Here is a 23,463-nt window from a genome sequence, read left to right as displayed (position 1 = left end):
TCCCGTGCCCGAAAGCCGTGTTGCCCTGTCGCCAGCGGAGTACGAACATCCCGCCGACGAACTGGAGGAGCGCGTCGCCGCGATCATGGCGGCGGTGCTGGACGTCGACCTGGTCGGCAGGCGCGACAGTTTCTACGACCTCGGCGGCGGATCGCTCGCGGCGATCCGGATCTGCGCGCGCATCGCGGGCAAGATCGGCTGCCGGCTGGATCCGACGGTGCTGCTCGAACACGACGAGCTGGCCGATTTCGTCGAGCAGATCCGGCAGGGCGCGCCGTGAGCGTGCACGCCGCGGTCGCCCGGCACGACGGCGACGCGACCGCGCTGGTGCACGGCAGCGAACGGGTCAGTTACCGGACCCTGGTCGCGGCGGGGAAAGCCGTGGCGCATCGGCTGTCCTCGGAGGGCGTGCGGCCGGGCGACATCGTCCCGCTGGTGCTGCCGCGCAGCGCGCAGCTGATCGCGGTCCAGCTCGGCGTGCTGATGGCGGGCGCCGGCTACGCGGTGCTCGACCCGCGCTGGCCGGAGAGCCGGATCGCGTCGATCCTGGCGCAGCTGGACGACCCGGTCGTCGTCGGCCGTCCCGGGGTCGGTTTGGGCGTCACCTGCGCGCTTGAGCCGGTGCCGCTGGCCGAGCTCGCCTCGGGCGCCCAGGCCGCACCGGTGCTGTCCGGCCCGGAAGACATCGCGATGGTGTTCTTCACCTCCGGCAGCACCGGCGTCCCCAAGGGCGTCCTGGTGCCGCATCGCGCGGTGACGAGGATGTTCGGCCCGGACGGCCTGCCGGGCTTCGGGCCCGGACACGTCACGCCGCAGGTCGCGCCGGGGTCGTGGGATATGTACGCGTTCGAGCTGTGGGGTCAGCTGACCACCGGTGGTACGTCGGTGGTGGTCGAGGAAAGCCACCTGATGCCGAGCCGGTTGCGCGATCTCGTCGCCGAGGAGGGCGTGGACACGGTCTGGCTGACGACCTCGCTGTTCAACCTGATCGTCGACGAGGATCTCGATGCCTTCAAAGGCGTCCAGGAGCTTTACGTCGGCGGCGAGAAACAATCGCCCCGGCACGTCGGGATCTTCCTCGACCGCTTCCCGGAAATCCCGCTCTGGAACGGGTTCGGCCCGGCGGAGAACGGGATGCTGACAACCGTGCACCGGATGCGTCCGTCCGATGCGGACGTTCCCGGCGGAATTCCGGCCGGTGTCCCGGTGCCGGGAACCGAGGTCGTCATCCTGCGCGACGACGGTTCCCCCGCGCCCGCCGGCGAACCGGGCGAGATCGTCGCGCTCGGTTCCGGCGTCGCGCTGGGATATCTCGGCGACGAACGGCTGTCGCGCGAACGGTTCCCGCGACCGGGGGCGTACCGCACCGGTGACGTCGGACTGCTGGACGCTGAAGGGATCCTGCACTACCGCGGCCGCCGGGACCGGCAGGTCAAGCTCAACGGCAACCGCATCGAACTCGGCGACGTCGAGGCCGCCGCGGCCGCCGTCCCGCAGATCCGCACCTGCGCGGCGGTCGCCCGGACGGACGCCGACGGCCGAGTCGCGCAGATCGCCCTGGTCTACACGCTGACCGACGGCGCTCAGCTGTCCCCGCGAGAGGCACGCAAGGAACTCGCCGCGCTGCTTCCCGCCTACGCGGTCCCGACGAGATTCGAACTGGTCGAAGAACTTCCCCGGCGGGAGAACGGCAAAGTCGACCTGTCCGCGCTGGAGGGCCGATGACGGACGTCTTTCCGCAGACCTTCGAACAGGAAGCGATCTGGATCGCCGACCAGTTCGCGGGCAGCCCCTCACCGTTTCTCGAAACCTGGGCCCAGCGGATTTCCGGCCCGCTCGACGTTCCGGCGCTGGAACGCGCGCTTCAGGCGCTGGTGGACCGAAACGCCGCGTTCCGCACAAGGTTCACCCTCGACGAGATCGGTCCGGTCCAGCTCATCGATCCGGTCGGCGTGCTGCCCCTCGAACGGTTGCCATGGCCCGGGGGAGACCTGCACGAGGTGCTGCGCCGCGCCGGGCAACGACCGCTGGACCTCACGTCGGCACCGGCGCGGATGACGCTGTACGACTACGGCCCGGACGAATACGTCCTGCTGCTGCAGATCCACCACGTCATCGTGGACGACGCCTCGCTGGCGCTGATCGACCGGGAGCTGTCCGCGCTGTACGCGGAGCAGGCCCGCGATGCTTCGGCGCTGACTCTGGGCGAGCACGCCGCCCGTCAGCGAGCGGCCGGGATCGCGGACGAAGATCTCACCTTCTGGTCCTCATATCTCACCGGCGCCCGCGCGATGTCCCAGTTGCCGCCGCACCCGCGCCGACTGCCTGCCCGACGGGGAACCGAGTGCGCTTGCGTCCGCGCCACCGTCCCCGCCGAACTGAGCGACGCCGTCCGCGCGGCCGCTCGTTCCCTGCGCACCACCGCGAACGTCCTGATGAGCGTCTGCCTGGCTTTTGTCGCCGCCGCGGTGAACGACGACGACATCGTTCTCGGCACCCCCATGTCCCGCCGCGGCGACCCGGACCTCGACGACGTCATCGGCTGCCTGACCGACTTGCTGCCCGTGAGATATCAGGTCCCCTCTGCTGCCACGGTAGGCGAGGTCTGCGCCGCCGCGAAACGCACGTCCCTAGCCGTGCTGCGGCACCGAAACGTGCCGTACGCGCTGCTCGGCGGAGGCGTCACGCGCGAGCGCGGCGTGCTCTCGGGCGAGCACCTGGGCCGGATCTGCCTGGTCCTCGATGAAGCGCCCAGCGAACTGCAGCTTCCGGGCCTGCGCTGCGAACGAATATACGTCGCAGGCGCGGCAGCGAAGTTCGACTGGCTGCAATACGTGGTCGCGGACGGCAAAAGCTGGCAAGTCCGAGCCGACTACGCCACCGACTACTTCACCGCCGACGAAGCGCACGCAGTCCTGCGGCAATGGCTGACCGCGCTGTCGCTCGTCTCAGGAGACCTCGACCTTCCCGTGCGCACCCTGCTCGACCAGCTGGAGGCCCGCAGATGACCGCGCCGTCGTACGAACTGACCCATCCGCAAGCCCTCGAAGCCGAAGCCGTGCACATCTTCCGCGAGGTCGCGGCCACCTTCGCCCGCCCCGGGCTGCTGTTCTCCGGCGGCAAGGACTCCGTGGTGATGCTTCACCTGGCGCGCAAGGCGTTCTGGCCCGCGCCGGTGCCGTTCCCGCTGGTGCACATCGACACCGGCCATAACTTCGACGAGGTGATCGAGTACCGCGACGAGGTCGTCGCCCGCCTCGGCGTACGGCTCGTCGTCGGCCACGTCCAGGACGACATCGACAACGGCCGCGTCACCGAAGACCTGCGCGCGGGCCGAAACCGGCTTCAAACCACGACTTTGCTGCGGACAATCAACGACCAAGGCCTCGACGCCGTTTTCGGGGGAGCGCGCCGCGACGAGGAAAAAGCCCGCGCCAAGGAACGCGTGTTCAGTTTCCGCGACGAATTCGGCCAATGGGACCCGCGCAATCAGCAACCGGAACTCTGGCGGCTGTACAACGGCCGTCACCGCAAAGGCGAGCACATCCGGGTGTTCCCGCTTTCGAATTGGACCGAACTGGACATCTGGACCTACATCGAGGCCGAGAACATCGACCTGCCGCCGCTCTATTACGCACACCGCCGCCCGGTCGTCCGCCGCGACGGCATGCTGCTCGCCGACACCCGCTTCCTCCACCGCCGCCCGGACGACGAGGAGCCGTTCACCGCGACCGTCCGCTTCCGCACCGTCGGCGACGCCACCTGCACCGGCTGCGTCGAATCGACCGCGGCCACTCCCGCGGAGGTCGTCGCCGAGGTCGCCGCCACCCGCGTGACCGAACGCGGCGCCACCCGCGCGGACGACCGGATCTCCGAAACCGGCATGGAGGACCGAAAGAAGGAGGGGTACTTCTGATGAGCCACCTCGTCCGGCTGGCCACCGCGGGCAGCGTCGACGACGGAAAGTCGACGCTGATCGGACGGCTGCTGTATGACTCGAAAGCGATCTTCGAAGACCAGCTCGCCGCCGTCGAACGCACCAGCGCGCAACGCGGCGACGCCCACACCGACCTGGCCCTGCTCACCGACGGCCTGCGCGCCGAACGCGAGCAAGGCATCACCATCGACGTCGCCTATCGCTATTTCGCCACGCCACGGCGGAAATTCATCATCGCTGACACTCCCGGTCACATCCAGTACACCCGCAACATGGTCACCGGCGCCTCCACGGCCGATGTCGCGCTCATTCTCGTGGACGCGGAAAAAGGCGTGCTGGAACAATCGCGCCGACACGCTTTTATCGCCAGCCTGCTCGGCGTCCCGCACCTGACCGTGTGCGTGAACAAAATGGACTTGGTCGGCTACGCGCAGGAACGATTCGCCGAGATCGTCGAAGAATTCCGCCGCTTCGCCGCGAAACTGGACGTTCACGACCTGGCCTTCGTGCCGGTTTCCGCCCTGCACGGCGACAACATCGTCAACCGCAGCGCCGAAATGCCGTGGTACGAAGGCCCCGCGCTGCTGCACCGCCTCGAAGAAGTGCACGTCGCGTCAGACCGCAACCTGATCGACGCGCGCCTGCCAGTGCAATACGTCATCCGCGCCCACGGTTTCGCCGAGGGCCAAGGCTTCCGCGGCTACGCCGGCACCATCGCGGGCGGTGTTTTGAAACCCGGCGACGAGGTCACCGTCCTGCCGTCCGGATTCGGCACCACCGTCACCGCCGTCCGCGGCCCCGGCGGCACCGCGATCGAAGAAGCCTTCGCGGGCCAGGCAGTCACGGTTGAACTGTCGGACGAGATCGACATCGTCCGCGGCGACCTGATCTGCCGCCCGAACAACCACCCGCACGTCGCCGCCGACGTCGACGCCATGGTCTGCTGGCTGACCGAACACAGCTCCCTGTCGGTCGGCGCCCGATACACCGTCCACCACACGACGCGCGAGGTCCCTGCCACCGTCGGCCAGCTGGACTACCGCCTGAACATCAACACCCTGCACCGCGATCAGACCGCCGACTCGCTGGCCCTGAACGAAATCGGCCGCATCCGGCTGCGCACGCAACAGCCCCTGCACTTCGACCCGTACCGCCGCAACCGCGACACCGGAAGCTTCGTGCTCGTCGACGAGACCAGCAAGAGAACTGTCGCCGCCGGAATGATCATCGGCCCCGCGGAAACCGCGCCCGCCGTCGTCTGGCACGAACCGGCCGTCACCCGTGCCAGGCGCGCCACCTCGGGAATGACCGTGTGGCTGACCGGTTTGTCGGCGTCGGGAAAGTCCACTGTGGGCGCCGAGCTGGAGCGTCGACTGGTCGCCTCCGGCCGCCCCGCCTATCTGCTGGACGGAGACAACCTGCGCCACGGCGTCAATGCCGGCTTGGGCTTCTCCGCTGAAGACCGCCAGGAAAACGTCCGCCGAACCGGAGAGATCGCGAAGCTCTTCGCCGACGCGGGCACCGTGGCCGTGGTGTCGCTGATCAGCCCGTACCGCGCCGATCGGGACGCCGTCCGCCGCAGCCACGAAGAAGCGGGCTTGCGGTTCGTGGAGGTCTTCGTCGACACCCCGCTGGAGACTTGTGCGGCCCGCGACCCGAAGGGCCTGTACGCGAAGGCCCGGCGGGGCGAGATCGTCGGCTTCACCGGGGTGGACGACCCGTACGAGGTGCCCCGAAGCCCGGACCTCGTCCTGCGCCCGGACGACGGTGCTCCGTCCGCACAGACGGAGATCCTGCTGGAGTGGCTGGCGCGGTGACCGATGCTCCCGCCGCACGAACCGGCGCGGCGATCCCGCCTTAGCACGCTCTCCGGCCCGCACAACGCCGCCCCGGCGAGATCCCCCCTGTCGGCGAAAATCCCGTCACCCATCGCGATCCGGCGCGCATAACCTCCAGGAACCGCCAGGTCGTGATCGCCAGCGGAACCCAGTGCCGAGTAGGGAAAGGCTGCGGATCGTGACGCTGCGGGAAAAGGTCGAGAGCCGCCTCGCCGGAGAGTTCGTGCCGGGGGAGCGCGTACTGAACGCACTGGTCGCGTTCCGCACGGGCGGCGTGCGGAAGACGATGGTCGCCGGCGCGGCGGGCATCGCCGGGCTCGCGGGCGCGGCGGGGATGGCGCTCGCCGCGCGGCGCGGGCAGACCGAAGCGCCGCAGGTGCCGATCCCGACGCCGGGCCGGTTCGTCTTCTCGCTCACCTCGCACCGCGTCGCGCTGTTCACCGTCGGCGGCATCGTCCGCGCCGCTCCGGGGAAACCGCTGCGGTCGTGGATGCTCGACCAGCTCGCCTGGGTGTCGGAACCCGAACTGAACTCCGGCGTGGCACAGGCGCTCCGCGGCCAGATCGGCATCACCGGCGAAGGCGTGCTCGGCTACGAATTCGCTCGCCTCCAGGTCGACGAGGGACGCTCCATGATCAAGCGCCTGGCCCGCGCCCTGAAGGAACTCGACGCCTGAGCTCCCGGATCCCCGCCAGCTCCTCTGGAACCGGTCCACAATGGACAATGCCCAGCCGCCGCGTGGCGCGCGTCATCGCGACGTAGAGGTCGTTGCGGCCCAGGGGAGCGTCGAGAATCCGGGCCGGATCGACGATCAGCACCGAATCGAATTCCAGCCCCTTCGCCTCCCCAGGAGTCAGAACCGTCGCGGCACAGCGCTCCCGCAACGCGGCGACATGACACGCCGGAGCAATGATCAGCTCACCAGCAGCAGCACCGACCTCGGCAAGCGTGCCCTGCCGACGCCACGGCGCTTCGCCAGCAGCCCGCACAGACCGCGGCAGCTGAAGACCAGGGTGCTGCGCGGCGAACAACTCGCCTGCGGCTGCCATGATCTCCGACGGCGTCCGGTAATTCACGCTCAACTCCGCCAACCGCCAGCGATCCGCCACGTGCGGCCGCAGCACCTGTTCCCACGACGTCGCTCCCGCCGGATCGCTGGTCTGCGCGAGATCGCCGACGACCGTCATCGACTTGGCCGGACAGCGCCGCAGCACCATCCGCCACGCCATCGCGGACAGCTCCTGCGCCTCGTCGACCACGACGTGCCCGAACGTCCCCGCGGATTCGCCGAGCACCGCGGAAGCCTCGTCCAGCAACGGAATATCCGCCGCACTCCAGCCCTTGCCGGGACCGCCAAACTCGGCCGGATTCGGCGCCGCACCGGTCCCTTTCGCCGCGCCGGTCTCTGTGGCCGCGCCGTTGCCGGGCGCCGCGCTGCTCCCTGTCGCCGCAGCGGTCTCGCCGAGCGCCCCATCCACCCAGCGCTCGTCACCCAGCTCGCCGCTCCCCGTCGCCGCGCCGTTCCCCGTGGCCGCGCCGCTCCCCGTCGCCGCACCGGTCTTGCCGGGCGCCCCATCCACCCAGCGCTCGTCACCCAGCCCGCCGAACACCTCCGCCACCACCTCCTCCGCTGTCAGCGCGGGCCACAGCTCGTCCAGCACCCCGGACACCGCGACGTCGGCCAGCAACGCCGTGCGCAGGTCGGCGACGTCACCCTCGTCCAGCAACCGCCGTGGCCCGTCGTCCTGATCCGGCCCCAGCACCACCCCCGCCGCGGCCAACGCCCGCAGATCCGCCGCATTGAGCCGACCGTCCGCGCTCCCGCCGTCGATCGCGTCGCCGCTCTCGGTGAACACCACGTTCTCCAGCTGATCGGCCAACCGCCGCGCGAGAAGTTCCACCATCCGCTGTTGAAATACCAACCGTGCCTGCTGATACGGCAACCCCCGGCCGGAAGCGAACTCCACCGCGTCCAGCCATTCGGCGGGCTCCAGCAGCACCGCCTGCTGCTCGAACTCCACCTCGACCGCCTCGCCGCACGCACCCGCCCGGCCCCACACCGCCGCCGCGATCCGGTCCGCCGCCTCCGCCCGCCCCTTGACCTCCGCGACCTCGGCCGGGTCTACCCGGCTGACCTCGACGTCCGGCCGCAACCGGGCGATCGTCGCGGTCGCCACGGCGTGCTCGCCCAACCCCGGCAGCACCTGCCCGATGTAGTCGAGAAAGACGTCGCTGGGCCCGAGCACCAGCACGCCCCGCGTGCGCAACTGCGGACGCGTGTACATCAGATACGCCAGCCGATGCAGCGCCACCGCGGTCTTCCCGGTCCCCGGACCGCCCTGCACGACGAGCACTCCCGCGTACCCGTCGCGGACGATCCGGTCCTGCTCGGCCTGCAGCGTCGTGACGATGTCGCCCATCCGCCCGGTCCGGTCCGCCGTGAGCGCCGCCATCAACGCCGCCTCGCCGACCAGGGTCCCGGTCCCGGCGGCGTCGGGATCGAGCAACTCGTCGTCGAGCGCCGTCACGACCCGCCTCCGGGTGGTGATCCGCCGCCGCCCCCGGACGCCGCGCGCCTCCGCCATGGTCGCGGTGTAGAACGGCTGCGCGGCCGGGGCGCGCCAGTCGAGCAGCAACGGTTCGTCCGCCCCGTCCCGGAACAACCCGACCCGGCCGATGTACCTCCGGCTCCCGTCGTGCATCTCCAGCCGTCCGAAGCACAGCCCGTCCTCGACGGCTTCGAGCCGCGTCAACTCCGCCTTCCAGCGAGCCGCCGCCTCCGGGTCCTCGCTTTCGCAACCGCTCGCCGCCTGCTCGCGCAACGCGTCGAGCCTGCCGTACAAGGCGGTCACGTACTCCTGCTCGAGAACAAGCTCGCGATCGACGTCGTTTTCGGCCGGCACCCCTGAACTCCCCGCTGTCGGGTGATCGATGGCACCGAGGGTGCGCGGCATTCCGATGGAATAACAGTCTTGTCTTTCCCGGCGGCGTCAGCCGAGCGGTTCAAGGCCGCTCCTGCCCGGATCTCTTCGTTTTCACGTTGGCTCCGGCAGGGCTGGTGCGTTCCGGACCGCCCCGGCGAAGCCGGAGCGCTGGCAGCCGCTGTCCTGGCCGGCAGGGTTGCGTCGCAGCCGGGTTTTGTCGGTGGGGCCGGGTAGCGTTCCGGTTCGTGGACGTTCGGGAACGTATTCAGGAGCTCGCCGATCAGGTCGTAGTGCTGCGCGACGCGTACTACCGGGGTTCGCCGGTGGTGGCGGACGCGGAGTACGACGCGATCGAGGACGAGCTGCGCGGGTTGATCGAGGCGAGCCCGGAGCTGGCCCCGGACCCGAATCCGCTGGACCAGGTGGGCGGTCCGGCGGTGCTGCACGCGCCGATCCGGCATTCGCGGCCGATGCTGTCGCTGGAGAAGGCCACGCGCCCGGAGCAGGTCGAGGCGTTCTTCGACCGGTTCCCCGGCCAGCCGGTGGTCGTGATGCCCAAGCTCGACGGCCTGTCGCTGGCCCTGGTGTACGAGGACGGCCGCCTGGCCCGGGCGGTCACCCGCGGCGACGGGACCACCGGCGACGACGTGACCATGCTGGTCAAGGCGTTGGCGGACGGCATCCCGCACCAGGTCGGCGCCCCGGGCCGGGTGGAGGTCCGCGGCGAGGCGGTGATGCTGCGCTCCACGTTCGCCGCGTACAACACGGCGCACCCGGACAAACCGCTGATCAACCCCCGCAACGCCGCCGCGGGCACCCTGCGCGCGAAAGACCCGGCCGCGGTCGCCGAGCGACGGCTGCGGTTTTTCGCCTTCGACCTGGACACCGAGCCCGGCAGCACGGAAACCGACCTGGGCAGCGGCCTGCTGGCGCTCGGGTTCACCGCCGCGGACATGCGCCGCTGCGCCGACGCGGCCTCCGCGCAGGAGGTGATCACCACCATCGAACAGCAGCGCAACGACCTGGACTACGACATCGACGGCGCCGTCCTGCGCCTCGCCGACCGCGCCGCGTACGCCGCCGCGGGCACCCGTTCGAGTTCGCCGCGCGGGGCGCTGGCGTACAAGTTCGCGGCCGAGGAGAAGACGACCGTACTGTCCGATGTGGTCTGGGACGTCGGCAAGACCGGCAAGATCGCGCCGGTCGCGTGGCTGGAACCGGTGTTCGTCGGCGGGACCACGGTCACGCGCGCGACGCTGGCCAACCAGGAGGTCATCCGCGCCCGGGGCATCAAGATCGGCGACACCGTGCTGGTGCGCCGGGCGGGCGACGTGATCCCGTTCGTGGCCGGGGTGCTCGACGAGTCGAAACGGACCGGGGCCGAGCAGGAGATCGTGCCGCCCTCGACGTGCCCGTCGTGCGAGCAGCCGCTCACCGAACAGGGCAACAGCCGGGAACTGTTCTGCACCAACGTTTCCTGCCCCGCCCAGACTGTCCGGCGGTTGATCCACTGGGCGTCCAGGGCGGCCGCGGACATCGACGCGATCGGCGGCGTGTGGATCGAACGGCTGGCCGAGGCCGGGATCCTGGAGCACCCGTCGGACTTCTACCGGCTGACCAAGGAACGCCTGCTGGAATTCGACCGCATCGGCGAGGTCTCGGCGACGCGGATGATCGAGTCGATCGACGCCAGCCGCCGGGTCGGGCTGCGCCGGGCCCTGATCGGGCTCGCGATCCCGATGGCGTCGGAAGGTACCGCCGCGCGACTGTGCCGGGCCGGATTCGCCTCGCTGGAAGCAGTGCTCGACGCGGGCGTCGACGGCCTGGTGGCGGTGGAGGACATCGGCCCCAAGGTCGCCGCCTCGCTGGTGGAACACCTCACCCGGCTGCGCCCGGAACTCGAACGCCTGCGGGAACGCGGGGTTTCCCTGGACGTCCTGGACGAAGACCTCCCGCCCGCGGTCGTCGCGGGCGCGCCGCTGGAGGGGAAGACCGTGGTGGTCACCGGTGCGATCAGCGACCCGCGATCGGGGGAGAAGGTGCCGCGCCCCACCTTCCAGCGCCTGTGCGAGACCGCGGGCGCGACCACCGCGTCGTCCGTCTCGGCGAGCACCGACCTGCTCATCACCGGCGCCGACGTCGGCGCCAGCAAGCTGACGAAGGCCGAGAAGCTCGGCGTCGAGGTAGTGGACCAGGGGGTGATCTGGGAGCAGCTGATCGCGGCCGGAGTGGTCTGACCCCGCTCCCAGGTGATCGCGGCCGGAGTGGTCTGACCCCGGTCCCAGGTGATCGTGGCTGGAGTGATCAGACCTGCTGCCGGGTGATCGTGGCTGGAGCGGTCAGACCTGCTGCCAGGTGATCGTGGCCGGAGTGGTCTGACCCCGCTCCCAGGTGATCGCGGCCGGAGTGGTCTGACCCCGGTCCCAGATGATCGCAGTCTGACCTTGCGCCGGACCGCATCGCCAGCACGAGACCGGTGCCGCCCGGGGATTTCACGCATAATCCCGCGCCGCACGCCGCGGCCACGTACGATTCCGCCCAGAATCGACCATCTCCGGGGGAAACGCCATGAAACGCATCGTCATCGGTCTTGTCCTGTCCGCGGTCGCCGCACTCGGCGGCGCGGGCACTGCGAACGCAGCGGACTACCCGACGTCGGACTTCATCGGACACATCATCGGCGGCCGCGCCGGCGGCACGCTGACCTGGTACAACCGCGCCGTCGGTGTCAGCGGGTTCGTCATCGACGACCCCAGCGCGGGCAGCACCACGGTCACCTTCGAGTTCCGGCAGGCGGGCACGCTGTTCGACGTCCAGACCCGCACCGCCTCCGACGCCCCGAAGACCTACGGCTGGACCGAACCCGGCCCGTCCGGCGGCTTCAGCAAGGTCGACATCTACCTCGGCCGCAACGGCAGCAAGATCCTCGTCGCTTCCGTGCCGCGCAAGGTCTGAACGGGGCCGTCCCCGGCGGAGGAGGTCGCCGGGGACGTTCGCGGGATGTGGTGCGGTGCCGGCCGTGGGGTGAGGCGGATCGCTTGCCGGTGGCAGGGGTCGCCGGCGACGTTCGCGAGACCTGGTGCGGTGTCTGCCGTGGGATGGGCGGATCGCTTGCCGGTGGCGGAGATTGCCGGGGATGTTCGCGAGACGTGATGTGGCGTCGGTCGTGGGAGGGCGAATCGCTCGCCAACGGCAGGCAATGCGGCACCGGGCCCCGCCGTTGCCGAGGAACACCAAGACCTTGGCCTGTGCGCCTTTGCCGGACCTCGGCTGCACCACGCTGATTGGCGAGGCCCGGCACGCTGTGCTCGATGCTGAGTGCCGGGCTTAGCGGCTGGGCAAGCGTTCAGGCGGCTGGTTCTTGCCCCCGGCCGGGGGCAGAGGCCTGCTTAACGCCCCCGTTCAACTGGCTTCGAGCCGCGACCCAGCCTGCTCCGGCAGCCAAGCCCGCATCATCTCGGCATACCGCGGCGACGCGGCGAGAAGGTCCTCGTGCCGGCCCAGCAGCGTCTCCTGGCCGTCCATCAACAACACGCGCTGCGCCCGGACCGCGGACGACAGTCGGTGTGCGATCACCACCAGCGTACCTCCCCGGGCGGCGAAAGCGCGTTCCGCGAAGACCTCCGCCGCAGGGTCCAAAGTGGACGTCGCCTCGTCCAGGACGACGACTCCGGCTGGCGACGCATAGGCCCTCGCCAGGGCGACGAGCTGCGCTTCCCCAGCGGACAGGCCCTCCGCGCCGTGGCCGAGCACGGCGTCGAGGCCGCCGAGGCGAGCCAGCAACGGGGCAGCTCCCACAGCTTCAGCGGCGGCGACGAGACGGCGGTCGGACGCTTCGGGATGGAACAGGGACAGATTTTCGCGCAGAGTCCCGGCGAAGATGTACGCCTGTTGCGGCACGAGCACCAGATGCCGAGGCCGGTCGGCCAGCTCGCCTGCCCGCACGCCGCCCAGCCGGACTTCGCCGTAGTCCGGAGCCAGCAAGCCGGTGAGCAGACCGGCGAGGGTCGATTTCCCGATCCCGCTTGGGCCGACCACCGCGAGATGCTCGCCCGGGCGCAGATCGAGGTTCAGGCCGCAGACGACCGGTTCCGGCGCCGCGCCCCAGCGGAACGTCAGGCCGCGCACGGTGAGCCCGATCCCGGCGGGGCTCTCAGTCGCCGGAGGACGTTCAGGCGGGGCAGTGGTTTCAGCCAGCCGACGCAACGCGACGAGCAACCGGAGAACAACCGTCGACGCGGTAGCGGCGAGCCCGCGCAACGCGGGTTGCAAGGTAGTAGCCAGGTAGACGAGCGCGCCCAGCGCGGCCCCGGCGGTCAGCTCGCCGCGCGCGACCATCGACGGCGCGAGGGCAAGCGCGAGCACCAACGGGACGAACCCGCCGAGCGCCACGATCAGCGACCGCAGCGCAGCCGACCGAGCCACCCGTACCGCGGCGACGGCCTGCCGGTCCACCGCTTGATCGGCAGTCAGCGCGGCGACCGGTTCGGCTCCGCAGGCGACGACGTCCCGCATCCCGGCGAAGATCGAGCCGGTGGTGCCCGCGGTGCCTTCGTCAGCCAGCGTCAAAGCGCGTTGCCGCCGGGCGAGCGAGGGCAGCAGCGCGGCGAATCCCGCGAGCGCGAGCACCACCGGGACCACGACCGGCAACGCCAGCGACCCCGCGACGGTGATCAACCCGGCGATCGCCGCCGCGGTCGTGACGATCATGCCGCGAGCCTGCACCAGGAGCCCGCCGGTAGCGTCGCGCACGACTTCGACGTGCTGGGTGATTCGTGCGACCCCGCGCGCATCCGGCCCGCTCCGCGGCGGCGCGGGATCATGCAGCACTCCGCGGACGACGGCGGTCACCAGCGCGTCCCGGAGAGGCTCGACGACCTTGCCGAGTTGCCGCCACACCAGCCGGGACCCGAACGCGCCCGCGAGAGCGGCGAGACCGAACACCCCGAGCCAGCCGAGGCCGACACCGGGCTTGCCCGCGGCGAACCCGCTGTTGACGGCCAGTTCGACGAGCCGTCCGGAGAAGAACGCGGGCAGTCCTTCGAGGACGGAGCAGGCCAGGAGAACCAGCCCGCCGCGCCATTGCCCGGCGAGCGCGTTCCAGTAGAGGCGGCCGACGCTCATGCTCGCCCCATGGGTGGGGGACTAGACGCGCGGACGCGACCAGCGCGGCTTGTTTCCTGGGGATGGCGGGCAAATCCGGGAGTGGGAGCGGCTGCTGCGTCGTTGACTCCGCGAGGTCGGCGTGCCCCCGTGGCTGCGCCGTAATCAGGACGCAGCGGCCTCGGGCGCTGTCCGGCAAAGACTTTCCACCAGCGCGGCATCACGTTTCCTCCGTGAACACCGCGCGATACCCCGGCAGCTGCCACAGCCGCGCATGCGGCCCGACCGCGCGGACCTGCCCCGCCGCCAGCCACACCACCACGTCCGCCCGCGCGGCCATCGCGGCCCGGTGCGTGACGACCACCCGCGTCCGGCGGCCCAGCTCAGCCGTCACGGCGCGTTCGGTGACCGTGTCCAGGCTGGCGGTGGCGTCGTCGAGCAGGAGCACCCGCGGGTTCCGCGCGAGCGCACGCGCGAGACCGACCCGGGCGTTTTCCCCGCCGGACAACGGAGTTTCGGCGAGCAAGGTGTCGTACCCTCGCGGCAATCGCACGAGGACATCGTGAATACGCGCGGTCCGGCAGGCCGAGTCTATCGCCGGGACGCTGGCCCAGGAACCATAAGCAACAGCATCGGAAACGGTCGCCCCGAGCAGCGCGGGCTCAGCGGAGGCATACCCGACCACGGCCCGTAGTTCTTCCGGGCGCAGCACGGCGAGGTCGCGGCCGTCCAGCAGAGCCTGTCCGGCGTCGGGACGGCGGAGACCAGCCAGCAGACTGACCACAGTGGACTTACCCGAACCAGAACTCCCTACCACCGCGGCGAAACAACCGCCGGGAATGGTGAGGTCGACGTCGGCCAGCGCACCGTGCACGGTGGCGCCGCGGAGTTCCAGCGTGCCGTTCCCCGACAGCAGTCCGAGGGGGCCGCGAGGCGGCGGCTCGGTGTCGAGGACCTCGGTGATCCGGTGCGCCGCCGAGCGGATCCGGGAAAGCGTGGTGAGCAACGGAATCTGGGTCACCAGGCCGAGTCCGAGCGCGACATAACCGAGAGCGGCGAGGACGTCACCGGCGCTCAACCGTCCGTCCAGGACACCGAAACCAGCGGCGGCGAGGGTGAGGATCTCGACCGTCGGAAGCAGCAGACCGGCCCGCCACACCATCCGGGCCTGAGTACGCCACATGCCCTGGCCGGCAAGATTCAGCCGCGGCAACGGACGCAGCACCCGGGCAGCCTCAGCGTCGGCGGTGCCGGACGCGGCGATCGTCCGCAGTCCGGCGACCGCGTCGAGCAGCCGGGCGGACAGCTCGCCGGAAACCTGTTGGTAGGCAAGAACATCCTTGGCCGTGCCCCGCAGGTGCGACCGCGCGAGCAGCAACGCGAATGGGAGGCTGCCGAGGAACACCAGCGCCAGCCGCCAGTCCAGAAGCGCGAGCAGGACCACCGCGCCGGAAGACAGCAGCCCGGTCGCGATCAGCTGCACCACGACCGCGGCGATGCCCCCGGCCGCCGCGCAATCGCCGGTCACCCGGCTGACCGCGTCCCCGGGCGCGAACGGCGAATGCGTGCCCAGCGCGAGCAGCCGGTCGGTCACCCGGCGGCGCAGCCAGGCACTAGCGTTGCTGGTCAGCCGCGCTGGAAGGAGCATGGTGACGGCATCCGCGGCGATCTCCGCGACGCCCACGACGAGCAGCCACACCACCGCACCGGCACTGCTGCGCCCGCCGAGCACCGCGTCGGTCGCGTCCGCGAGCGCGCCGGGCAAGAGCAGCCCGGCCCCGGCGGCGATCAGCGACGTCACGACGACCGCCGCCAGCCTGGGCCGGTCCAGCAACGCGACCGAGCGCAGCAGGCGATCGGCGGATCCGGCCATGTCGCTCCTCTCGCGTGATTGCCGACGAACGCCCGCTCACCTGACGACTTTCGCGGGCATCCTCGGCCGGGCTCCCGACGGTGAACGCGCCACGACGCTCATCCCGACCGATGCCTGGTCGGCCGGGTCCCGACGATCGAGGCGACTCGACAGTTGCTTCACGCCGACCGATGCGTGGTCGACCAGGCCCCGACAGCGAACCCGTCGAGGCAAAACTCGCCGCACCGACGGCCGTCGAATCGCCGACGCGCGCCTCAATGCGACCGATGCGGCCATCACCCTCGCAGCCGGCCAACCCCTCGACGACCGACCCGCCAAGGCAACCGGCCGCACCGGCACCGTCGAATCACTGGCCTCGAATCGCCCGCCTCGGCGAGACCGTCGCGGCCGGCCGGGGCAGAATGAACGGGGCGGGAACGGCGCACTTGGCCTGCGCCGTTCCCGCCCCGCCCGCGGTCAGTAGCAGAGGAGCAGGCTGAGCGTGCTGTCGCCGCAGTACGCGCTGTAGTGGCTGTGGCCGTGGTGGTCCAGTCCCTGGCCTTCGAGGGCTTCCGGGGCCTCCAACGCCTGCAGCTCCAGGACGTGTTCCATGGGTGTTCCCTTCTCTCGGGGTCCGCCGGCGCTCATCGGCCGGAGGTGTGCGGGGACGGCGCGGAGCCCAGGAAGGGCAGCAGTTCCGCGCGGTCCAGTAGTGCGGCGAGCGTGCGGAGGACCCCCGCGCTGCCGGTGGTGACGTCGGTCGACAGGCGAAGCAGCTGGTTCCCGGGGAAGGCGAGCCCGCCGTGGTACGGGACGCCGTGCCAGGACAGCCGGGACAGGTGCAGGTCGATGGCTTCCCGGTCCGGCTCGTCGGCGAAGGACAGCGCGGCGGCCAGTCCGCACCGGCCGTACAGCAGACCCGGATGGATCACGAACTCCCCGCGGCACGCCGCCCGCAGTCCGGGCAGGCTCTCGGCGACCGTCGGCTCCGGGAGGAGCCGGGCGACCTGTTCGGCGACCAGCAGGATTCCGGCGCTGCCGATCGCGGCGTAGGGGAGGGTGCGCAGGGTTCCGTCGCGGACCTGCAGCGATCCGTCGGACGCCGGGGCGCATTCCTCCAGGTCGCGGGCCAGCACCCGGTCGGCGAGGGTGAGCCAGGACGGCTCGCCGGTGTGCTCGTACAGGCGCAGGAACAGCAACGCCGGCCCGGACCAGCCGCTGAGCAGTCCCGCCCTGGCGAAACGGCCGGGCGGCTCGGCGGTCTCGAAAGCGGCCGCGAGCCGCAGGGCGATGTCCAGGGCTTGGCGGCCGAACTCGTTGTCGCCGCGGGTCGTCGCGAAGTGCAGGCGGGTGAGGCCGATCCCGGCGAGCCCGCTTTCCAGGCCGTGGTCGGTGGTCTGGTCGGTCAGCGACTGCGAGGCGGCGAGCAGTTCGTCGGCCTCAGCCGCGTAGCCGAATTCCTCGAGGACGTACGCGATGCCGTGGCTGCCGTCGAAGAAGCCCGGCCGTGCGGGAGGTTGCCGCCGCACCGCGGCCAGCAGCCACTCTTCGTACTCGGGATAACGGCCTGCTCCGGCGATGTGCAGCGAATGCAGCACCCCCGCGGCCCCGACGCCGAAACCCACGCCGCCGGAGCGGAACTGTTCGATATCGCCGGGGAACAGCCGGTCGATGCGGTCCGGCGTGGCGCTCGCGAGGATGCCTTCCGCGATCTGCTTGCGCACCAGCGACCAGTCCGGCCGCGGCTCGTCCAGCTCGGTGTGCGCCGTGGCGGGCGGGTTGCCGCGCGGGGCGAGCACGGAGACCACGCGCTCGGCGTACTCCTCGGGAAGGCCGAACCGCCGTTGCGCGAAGTCCGCGATCCCGCGCAGTTTGCTCGGCGCGAGTTCGAGCAGCATCACCAGCGGCAGGAAAAGCCACAGCCGGAGCGCGGCCAGTGCGTGCTCGTCGATCTCGAAACCGTGCCGGTCGGCGGGGGCGCGGAACCCGGGCGCGCCGAGCCCGGGCCGATCGCCGGAATCGGCGTCGACGGCCAGCTCGAAGTCGATCAGCGACACCCGGTCCTGCTCGTCCACGAGGATGTTCTTCCCGTGCAGGTCGCCGAAGACGATCCCGTGCCGGTGGATGTCGGCGAGAATGCGCTCGACCTGCGCCAGCACGGCCAGCGCGCGTTCGCGGTAGGCCGCGAGATCGCCTTCCTCGCGGGAACCGCTGGTGAGCGGGTAGTGGCGGGCGAGCCAGCTGCTCAGCGCGATGCCCGGCAGATGCTCCATCGCCAGGTAATGGTGCTCCCAAACGGTGAACTGTTCGTACACCCGGGGGATCCCCGGAACGTCCGCGAGCCGTTCGAGGACCTCGCGCTCGTGGTTCAGCCGGGCGACCGCGTCGGTGCCGTCCCGGTCGAGGCCGGCGTGCGGGCGCGCTTCCTTCAGCACGACGGTTTTCCGGTCGGCCTCTCGTTCGGCCAGATAAACGCCGCCGCCGTTGGAAAAGTGCAGGGAACCGGTCACCCGGTACGGGAATCGGGCGCCGTTCTTGCGCGCGGCCAGGCTGTCGGACAAACAGGACGGAATCGGCACCCAATCCGGCGTGGAAAAGGACGGCTCCCGCCGGTCGGGCACGAGAGTGCCATCCGGATGGCGGATTGCGAGCACGCGCGTTCCGGCGTGTTCCGTCCACTGTTCGGCGAATCCGCCGTACCGGACGTAAAGCGGGCCCTCGCGGTAGCGGAGATCGCTCAGAATATACGCGCCGTGCTCGCCTTCCAGCTCGGCGGAAAGGTCGCGCAGTATCCGGGCGAGCGCCTCCTCGGACTCCGGGTAAATCGTGATCAGCTTGCCGCTTCCCTCGCGCGGCGCGTATTTCGAATTGCGGCTGATCAGGATCGCCCGGGAGCGCAGGTGCTTGTACGCGACCCGACGCTCCACACAGTACTGATGCACGCGGGACAGCACGCCCGCCGCGTTGTCCAGACCTGCGGAGACGTGGATTTTCCAGCCCTGAACGGGAAGTTCCCGCCCGGCCGGGCGCAGCGACCGCCAGATCCCGCGGTGCTCGACCGTCCATTCGGGTCCCGGCTGCGGCAGGTCCGCGGCCAGGTCGCCTGCCGCGCCCGGGGTTTCCCGCGGTTCGTCGAAGAACAGCGGATCGGCGAAGCAAAAAGCCTCGTACCGGACGTCCATGAAAACGAACCCTTCCCTTTCCCTGGGAAAAACCGGGCGACTGCGATGTCGGACGGTGACACCATTCCCGCACGGAGGAGGTCCCCCGGCCAATCCGCCAACCCGGGGGTTCGCCGCGCCTCGTCAGGGTGACGGAGGCGGGTTTGGGCCGCGCCGACGGAGACTGCGCGTGAGTTATCCCTACCCGATCGGGGTGTAACGATGTCGGTTTCCGGTCGGCCGCCCAGGTCGGCGCGGAAAGAGCCGGAGAAATTGGCGGAAGGCCATCAACCCGTTCCGGTGAGCCCGCTTCCACTCGTCGTCCGGCGCGAACCCGGTACCGGTTGGTCCGTTCGGGGTCACGGTCGCGCATTCGCGTCGTGAATGTGGTGCATTCGTTACCGGCGAAAGCCCGGCCGTCCGATTCGCGCCCCCGGCCACCGCGCCGTGAAGGGCTCCTTGAGGGAATCAGATTCCCTCAAGGAGCCCTTCACGGACTTCGGCGGTCCCCGGTGGCCGGGCTGGGAGTGCGGAGCTCGCAGCGCTTGCGACCTGGCTGTCCGTGAGGGGAACCTTCACCGATAGCGCGGAACTCGCAGCGTTCGCGTCCGGAAAGCCGTGAGGGGAACCCGCACGGAATCAGGGTCAATGTCGGGAACTTAAGCTGCGTTGCTTCAGCCAGTTGCCCGTCCACAAAGGACACCGGCACCGTCGAAACGCCCGATTGATGCCCATATGACCGGGTCTTCCGGTGCATGAGGGGAACCCTGAGCGAATCAGATTCCCTCAGGGTTCCCCTCACGTACGACAACCCAGCCTCCGCCGCACGCACCGGCCCCTCGGCAAGAAACTCCCACGCCCGCCAGCCGCTACGGCCCGCACAGACCCCCTCGGCCCCGCCCCGAGCGACGCCTTAAGTTCCTGCCATGGGGAATCAGAGTCCGGGAGGGTGGCCCTCACGGCTTTCCGGGCGAACCTCGGCGAGCCAGCGAGCCCGGCTGTCCGTGAAGGGGCCCCTCACGGAATCTGATTCCCTCAAGGGCCCCTTCACGGACCGCAGCCTTACTCCGGGCGGCGCGTCCGGCCTGGTGCGTCAGCCGACGCGGGCCTTCTCCGGGCACACCAGGCTTTCCAGCAGTTCCACCGCGCGCCGGGCGGCCGGATGCTCCGCGATCGGCTTCTTCACCGCGAGGCTGAGGTGCCGGACCGGCGCGGGGGAGGCCAGCGCGACCGTCGTGAGGCCGTCCGGCAGCTCGCCGATGCCCAGCGCCGGCACCACGGTCAGCCCGATTCCCGTTGCCACGAAAGACATCGCGGTCCGGTAATCGTGCGTTTCGACGACGAAACTGGGCGAGAACCCGGCTTGCGTGCAGGCGTTGAGCAGCACCTGTCGGCACGGCCCCTCGCGCAGGTCGTTGTCGACCCAATGCCGCTGCGCGAGCGCGGCCAGCGGCACCTCCGGCAGCCCGGCGAGCGGGTCGTCGAGACGGACGACCGCCAGGTACGGGTCCTCGGCCAGCCGGTGCACGACGACCGACCCGGGATGTTCGGCCCCGGTCTCCTCCACGAAGATGTCGATGTCCGGGTCGCCCGGCGTGAATTCGGTCAGCATCAGGTCCAGCCGCAGGCCGGGGAACTCGGTGCGCAGCGCGGCGACCGTCGGGGCCAGCCACGTCGAACCGGCCGAGCCGAAGTAGCCGATCGACAGCCGTCCGACGCGTCCGGCGCGCAGTTCGGCGACGACCTGCTCGACCCGGCTGAAGGACTCGAACAACGCCTCGGCTTCGGCGGCGAGCGTCCGCCCGGCCTCGGTGGGCTCGATGCCGCGGCCGGACCGTTCGAACAGCTGCAGCCCGGTCTCCCGTTGCAGCGTGGTGATTTGCTGGCTCACCGCGGACGGCGTGTAGCCCAGCGCGGCGGCACTTGCCCGGATCGACCCGGAGGCGACGACGGCGCGCAAAACGCGGAGGCGGGGGATGTCCAGCATGCTGTCAATGTACAGCGGTCCTTAACAGAGGTACAGAACTAATCGCTTGTGCTGTACATAGGCGCGAGGTGACGATGGCCAGGTGACCGATCTTGTGGAAACCGCCCAGCCCGCCGTCAAGACCGACCTCGGCAAGATCGCGGCCGCCGCCGGGCTCGCCGTCGTGCTGTGGGCCTCGTCGTTCGTCGCCATCCGGAGCGTGGGGCACGCGCTGTCCCCGGCACCGCTGGCGCTGCTGCGGCTCGCCGTCGCGGCCGTCGCGCTCACCGTGTTCGCAGTGGCCAAGGGCGCCGTCCGCGTCCGGCTGTCCCGCAAGGCGTTCCTGCTGGTCGCGGCCTACGCCGTGCTGTGGCTGGCCGCGTACACCGTCGTGCTCAACGCGGGGGAGCGGCACGTCGATGCCGGGACCGCGGCGTTGCTGGTGAATCTCGCGCCGCTGATGGTCGCCGTCGCGGCCGGGAAATTCCTCGGCGAAGGCTTCTCGCGCTCGCTGATCATCGGTTCGCTGGTCGCGCTGGGCGGAGCCGCGTTGATCGCGACCGGTGCCACCGGAAGCAACGACTGGGCAGGCGTCCTGTTGTGCCTGCTGGCCGCTGTCTTGTACGCCGCCGGAGTGATGGTCCAGAAGGTGACGCTGCGCCACGTGGACGGACTGACCGCCATCTGGCTCGGCTGTGTCGTCGGGGCCGTGGTGCTGCTGCCGTGGGCACCGCAGCTGATCGGCGAACTGGAGGCGGCCCCCACCGGCGCGGTGCTCGGCAGTGTCTACTTGGGAGTGTTCCCTACCGCGGTCGGCTTCACCGCGTGGGCATACGCCCTGCGCCGCACGGACGCCGGTCGCCTGACGATGGTGACCTACGCCGTGCCAGCGGTGGCGGTGTTGCTGTCGTGGCTGCTGCTCGCTGAAACGCCGAGCGCGTATGGGCTTATCGGCGGGGTGCTGTGCTTGGCCGGTGTGGCGATCTCGCGCCGTCGCTAGCGACGGCCCCAGACGGACACGAGGGGATAGGACGACACGGTGAACCGCGGATCGGCGAGCACCCGGCGGAACTGCTCAACCTCCTCCGCCGACACGCCGTCCGCGGCGAGCTTCTCCGCCAGCTCCACCGAATTCGCCGCCAGCAACCGGATCTCCGGACCGCCGCCAGGCCACCGGGTCGTCACTCGCGCACTGCCGACCTCGCGCAATCCGGCACCGGTGAGCACCTCCGGCAGCCGTCCGGCCCATTCGACGTCGCTGCCCGCCCGTTCGAGCAGGTCCAGGATCCGGCCTTGTACAGAACCGAAAACCGCGGCGCTCTCGTCGTCGGGCGTGGCGAGCACTGTCTGCCCGCGCGGTTCGATCTCCTCGAGGGCCAGCCAGCCGCCGGGGAGGAGGGCGTCGGTCAACTTCGCTACCAGTTCGTCCCGTTCCGGAAAGTGGATCAGCACCAGCCGGGCGTGGATCAGGTCGAACTTCCGTTCCGGCAGCGGCTCCTCGCGCACGTCGTGGCGCACGGCCGTGGCGTTCGCGGGCAAGTCGGCCAGCAGCCGGGTGTCGAGGTCGGTGGCCAGCACATACTCGGCCCGTTCGGCGAGCCATCGGGCGATCGACCCGCCGCCCGCGCCGATTTCCCAGCAGGACCAGCCCGCGCCGACTCCGAGGTTCCCCAAGTGCTGGACGGTGGTCGCGTCGTAGCTGGCTTCGAGGGCGGACATCCGGTCGCTCGCCGGGGCGGCTGCGTTGTCGAACGGGTACTCGTCGTCCATTCCGCCATCCTGCCAGCAATCGCGCTGGGCAGGATGGCGGAAGTCTCAGCAGGTTTCGCGCACGTAGGCGGAATCGCCCTTCGGCGTGACGTCCCGGTCGCGGCGGACGACGCTGAGCGTGCTGCCCCACTTGGCACACGCGTTGCGCAGGCCGTTCTCGGAGTATTCGATGACGATCACCTGGTTGCCGAAATGCTGGGTGTACTCCGCGCAATTGTCCTGCTCGCCGCATTCCTCGGCGACGGCGAAGTCAAGACCGTTGTCGACCCGCGACGAAGCGAGTTCCGAGGTGTTCTTCTGGCCGATCGCGAGGCCTTTCCCGTGCGCGCGCTGGGAAAGCAGCTTGACGAGGTCCTGGGCGTTCCGTGCGCTGAGCAGGCCCTGGGACCGGGTGAAGCTGTCGTAGTTGTCGGGCTCGACGGCCTGGTAGCCCTTGCCCGCGCACTCGTCGATCCACGTGCCGACCTTGTCCGCGATCCGGCTCCGTTTGTCCGCGGTGCGCAGGTCGAGCAGCGCCTCGTTCCAATCGTGATCGATGACGACGTTGCCGTTGTCGTCGCGCAGAACCAGGTCGCCCCAGTCCTTTTCGGCGCCGGGCTGCGCCTGGAAAGCGTTGACGTAGCAGATGTTGTACAGCCCGGCCGCCGCCGGTGCGCTGTGGTCGCGGCTGACGACCTGGACGCCCGCCGGCGGCTGGTAGGGGCCGCCGATCTGGTAGTCGAACCCGGCGTGCGGGGCCGGCAGCGGAACGTCCTTGACCTGGCTGTGCGGCGAGGGCAGCGGCGCGCTTTCCGCCGTGCCGCTGGCCCCGAGCGCGCACGCCGAACTGCCGATCAGCAGCGCGGCGGCCACGGTTCCGCGAGAAATCCGACCAGGAAGCGAATGCATCTGGTGACTCCAGCGTTGGTGAGT

General features: G+C 70.4%; 17 protein-coding genes. 9 read left to right on the top strand and 8 right to left on the bottom strand.

Annotated elements, in window-relative coordinates:
* The first annotated feature begins 4 nt into the window (after positions 1–4).
* The 6 genes from ACWDNU_RS05920 (at position 5) to ACWDNU_RS05895 (ending at position 6,451) form a co-directional block, all read left to right on the top strand.
* Positions 5–280, top strand: a complete 276-nt coding sequence (locus ACWDNU_RS05920) for a phosphopantetheine-binding protein (protein WP_354742633.1) — start codon at positions 5–7, stop codon at positions 278–280.
* A complete protein-coding gene (locus tag ACWDNU_RS05915; protein WP_449667945.1) occupies positions 277–1,725 on the top strand; it encodes an AMP-binding protein in 1,449 nt (482 codons plus the stop codon). The genes ACWDNU_RS05920 and ACWDNU_RS05915 overlap by 4 nt, the downstream gene beginning before the upstream one ends.
* The gene (locus ACWDNU_RS05910; RefSeq protein ID WP_449667944.1) at positions 1,722–3,008 is read left to right on the top strand and encodes a condensation domain-containing protein; all 1,287 of its coding nucleotides are present in this window, start codon (positions 1,722–1,724) and stop codon (positions 3,006–3,008) included. The genes ACWDNU_RS05915 and ACWDNU_RS05910 overlap by 4 nt, the downstream gene beginning before the upstream one ends.
* Positions 3,005–3,916 (top strand): sulfate adenylyltransferase subunit CysD, encoded by a 912-nt coding sequence (gene cysD / locus ACWDNU_RS05905; RefSeq protein ID WP_449667943.1) that lies wholly within the window; start codon positions 3,005–3,007, stop codon positions 3,914–3,916. Before ACWDNU_RS05910 ends, cysD begins: the two co-directional genes overlap by 4 nt.
* Positions 3,916–5,754, top strand: a complete 1,839-nt coding sequence (gene cysC / locus ACWDNU_RS05900) for an adenylyl-sulfate kinase (protein ID WP_449667942.1) — start codon at positions 3,916–3,918, stop codon at positions 5,752–5,754. The genes cysD and cysC overlap by 1 nt, the downstream gene beginning before the upstream one ends.
* 199 nt (positions 5,755–5,953) lie before the next feature.
* Complete coding sequence (locus tag ACWDNU_RS05895; RefSeq protein ID WP_449667941.1) at positions 5,954–6,451, top strand: hypothetical protein; 498 nt, start codon at positions 5,954–5,956, stop codon at positions 6,449–6,451.
* On the opposite strand, the gene ACWDNU_RS05890 is transcribed toward ACWDNU_RS05895, so the two are convergent.
* Entirely contained in the window at positions 6,411–8,678 is a 2,268-nt protein-coding gene (locus ACWDNU_RS05890) for a HelD family protein (RefSeq protein WP_449667940.1), read from the bottom strand. The genes ACWDNU_RS05895 and ACWDNU_RS05890 overlap by 41 nt on opposite strands.
* Positions 8,679–8,944: 266 nt before the next feature.
* Between ACWDNU_RS05890 and ligA the strand changes: the two genes are divergently transcribed.
* Both ligA and ACWDNU_RS05880 read left to right on the top strand, forming a co-directional pair.
* Complete coding sequence (ligA, locus tag ACWDNU_RS05885) at positions 8,945–10,936, top strand: NAD-dependent DNA ligase LigA (protein WP_370937881.1); 1,992 nt, start codon at positions 8,945–8,947, stop codon at positions 10,934–10,936.
* A gap of 331 nt (positions 10,937–11,267) precedes the next feature.
* Positions 11,268–11,654, top strand: coding sequence for a hypothetical protein (locus tag ACWDNU_RS05880; protein ID WP_449667939.1), 387 nt, complete (start codon positions 11,268–11,270; stop codon positions 11,652–11,654).
* 447 nt (positions 11,655–12,101) lie between these two features.
* On the opposite strand, the gene ACWDNU_RS05875 is transcribed toward ACWDNU_RS05880, so the two are convergent.
* The 5 genes from ACWDNU_RS05875 to ACWDNU_RS05855 all read right to left on the bottom strand — a co-directional run bounded on the left by ACWDNU_RS05875 (position 12,102) and on the right by ACWDNU_RS05855 (position 20,802).
* A complete protein-coding gene (locus ACWDNU_RS05875) occupies positions 12,102–13,823 on the bottom strand; it encodes an ATP-binding cassette domain-containing protein (protein ID WP_449667938.1) in 1,722 nt (573 codons plus the stop codon).
* 199 nt (positions 13,824–14,022) lie between these two features.
* On the bottom strand, positions 14,023–15,675 hold the full coding sequence (locus ACWDNU_RS05870; protein WP_449667937.1) for an ABC transporter ATP-binding protein: 1,653 nt from the start codon (positions 15,673–15,675) through the stop codon (positions 14,023–14,025).
* Positions 15,676–16,131: 456 nt separating this feature from the next.
* Entirely contained in the window at positions 16,132–16,266 is a 135-nt protein-coding gene (locus ACWDNU_RS05865) for a class III lanthipeptide (RefSeq protein WP_158242558.1), read from the bottom strand.
* A gap of 32 nt (positions 16,267–16,298) precedes the next feature.
* A complete protein-coding gene (lanKC, locus tag ACWDNU_RS05860) occupies positions 16,299–18,836 on the bottom strand; it encodes a class III lanthionine synthetase LanKC (protein ID WP_449667936.1) in 2,538 nt (845 codons plus the stop codon).
* A 1,072-nt stretch (positions 18,837–19,908) separates the two neighbouring features.
* Entirely contained in the window at positions 19,909–20,802 is an 894-nt protein-coding gene (locus ACWDNU_RS05855) for a LysR family transcriptional regulator (RefSeq protein WP_449667935.1), read from the bottom strand.
* 82 nt (positions 20,803–20,884) lie between these two features.
* Between ACWDNU_RS05855 and ACWDNU_RS05850 the strand changes: the two genes are divergently transcribed.
* On the top strand, positions 20,885–21,781 hold the full coding sequence (locus ACWDNU_RS05850) for a DMT family transporter (protein ID WP_370937875.1): 897 nt from the start codon (positions 20,885–20,887) through the stop codon (positions 21,779–21,781).
* Here the strand turns inward: ACWDNU_RS05850 and ACWDNU_RS05845 are convergent.
* Both ACWDNU_RS05845 and ACWDNU_RS05840 read right to left on the bottom strand, forming a co-directional pair.
* Entirely contained in the window at positions 21,778–22,551 is a 774-nt protein-coding gene (locus tag ACWDNU_RS05845; protein ID WP_449667934.1) for a class I SAM-dependent methyltransferase, read from the bottom strand. The two genes, ACWDNU_RS05850 and ACWDNU_RS05845, sit on opposite strands and share 4 nt — an antisense overlap.
* A 45-nt stretch (positions 22,552–22,596) precedes the next feature.
* A complete protein-coding gene (locus ACWDNU_RS05840; protein WP_449667933.1) occupies positions 22,597–23,439 on the bottom strand; it encodes an endo alpha-1,4 polygalactosaminidase in 843 nt (280 codons plus the stop codon).
* Positions 23,440–23,463: the final 24 nt, after the last annotated feature.

This window comes from Amycolatopsis sp. NPDC003676, assembly GCF_053587275.1.
This window is presented reverse-complemented; position numbering and strand designations above follow the sequence as displayed.

What these genes read in the sequence shown, in the direction of transcription:
- ACWDNU_RS05870 (WP_449667937.1), bottom strand. Translation starts at nt 15,675, where the DNA reads ATGGCCGGATCCGCCGATCGCCTGCTGCGCTCGGTCGCGTTGCTGGAC.
- lanKC (WP_449667936.1), bottom strand. Translation starts at nt 18,836, where the DNA reads ATGGACGTCCGGTACGAGGCTTTTTGCTTCGCCGATCCGCTGTTCTTC.
- cysC (WP_449667942.1), top strand. Translation starts at nt 3,916, where the DNA reads ATGAGCCACCTCGTCCGGCTGGCCACCGCGGGCAGCGTCGACGACGGA.
- cysD (WP_449667943.1), top strand. Translation starts at nt 3,005, where the DNA reads ATGACCGCGCCGTCGTACGAACTGACCCATCCGCAAGCCCTCGAAGCC.
- ACWDNU_RS05910 (WP_449667944.1), top strand. Translation starts at nt 1,722, where the DNA reads ATGACGGACGTCTTTCCGCAGACCTTCGAACAGGAAGCGATCTGGATC.
- ACWDNU_RS05875 (WP_449667938.1), bottom strand. Translation starts at nt 13,823, where the DNA reads ATGAGCGTCGGCCGCCTCTACTGGAACGCGCTCGCCGGGCAATGGCGC.
- ACWDNU_RS05855 (WP_449667935.1), bottom strand. Translation starts at nt 20,802, where the DNA reads ATGCTGGACATCCCCCGCCTCCGCGTTTTGCGCGCCGTCGTCGCCTCC.
- ACWDNU_RS05865 (WP_158242558.1), bottom strand. Translation starts at nt 16,266, where the DNA reads ATGGAACACGTCCTGGAGCTGCAGGCGTTGGAGGCCCCGGAAGCCCTC.
- ACWDNU_RS05845 (WP_449667934.1), bottom strand. Translation starts at nt 22,551, where the DNA reads ATGGACGACGAGTACCCGTTCGACAACGCAGCCGCCCCGGCGAGCGAC.
- ACWDNU_RS05840 (WP_449667933.1), bottom strand. Translation starts at nt 23,439, where the DNA reads ATGCATTCGCTTCCTGGTCGGATTTCTCGCGGAACCGTGGCCGCCGCG.
- ACWDNU_RS05880 (WP_449667939.1), top strand. Translation starts at nt 11,268, where the DNA reads ATGAAACGCATCGTCATCGGTCTTGTCCTGTCCGCGGTCGCCGCACTC.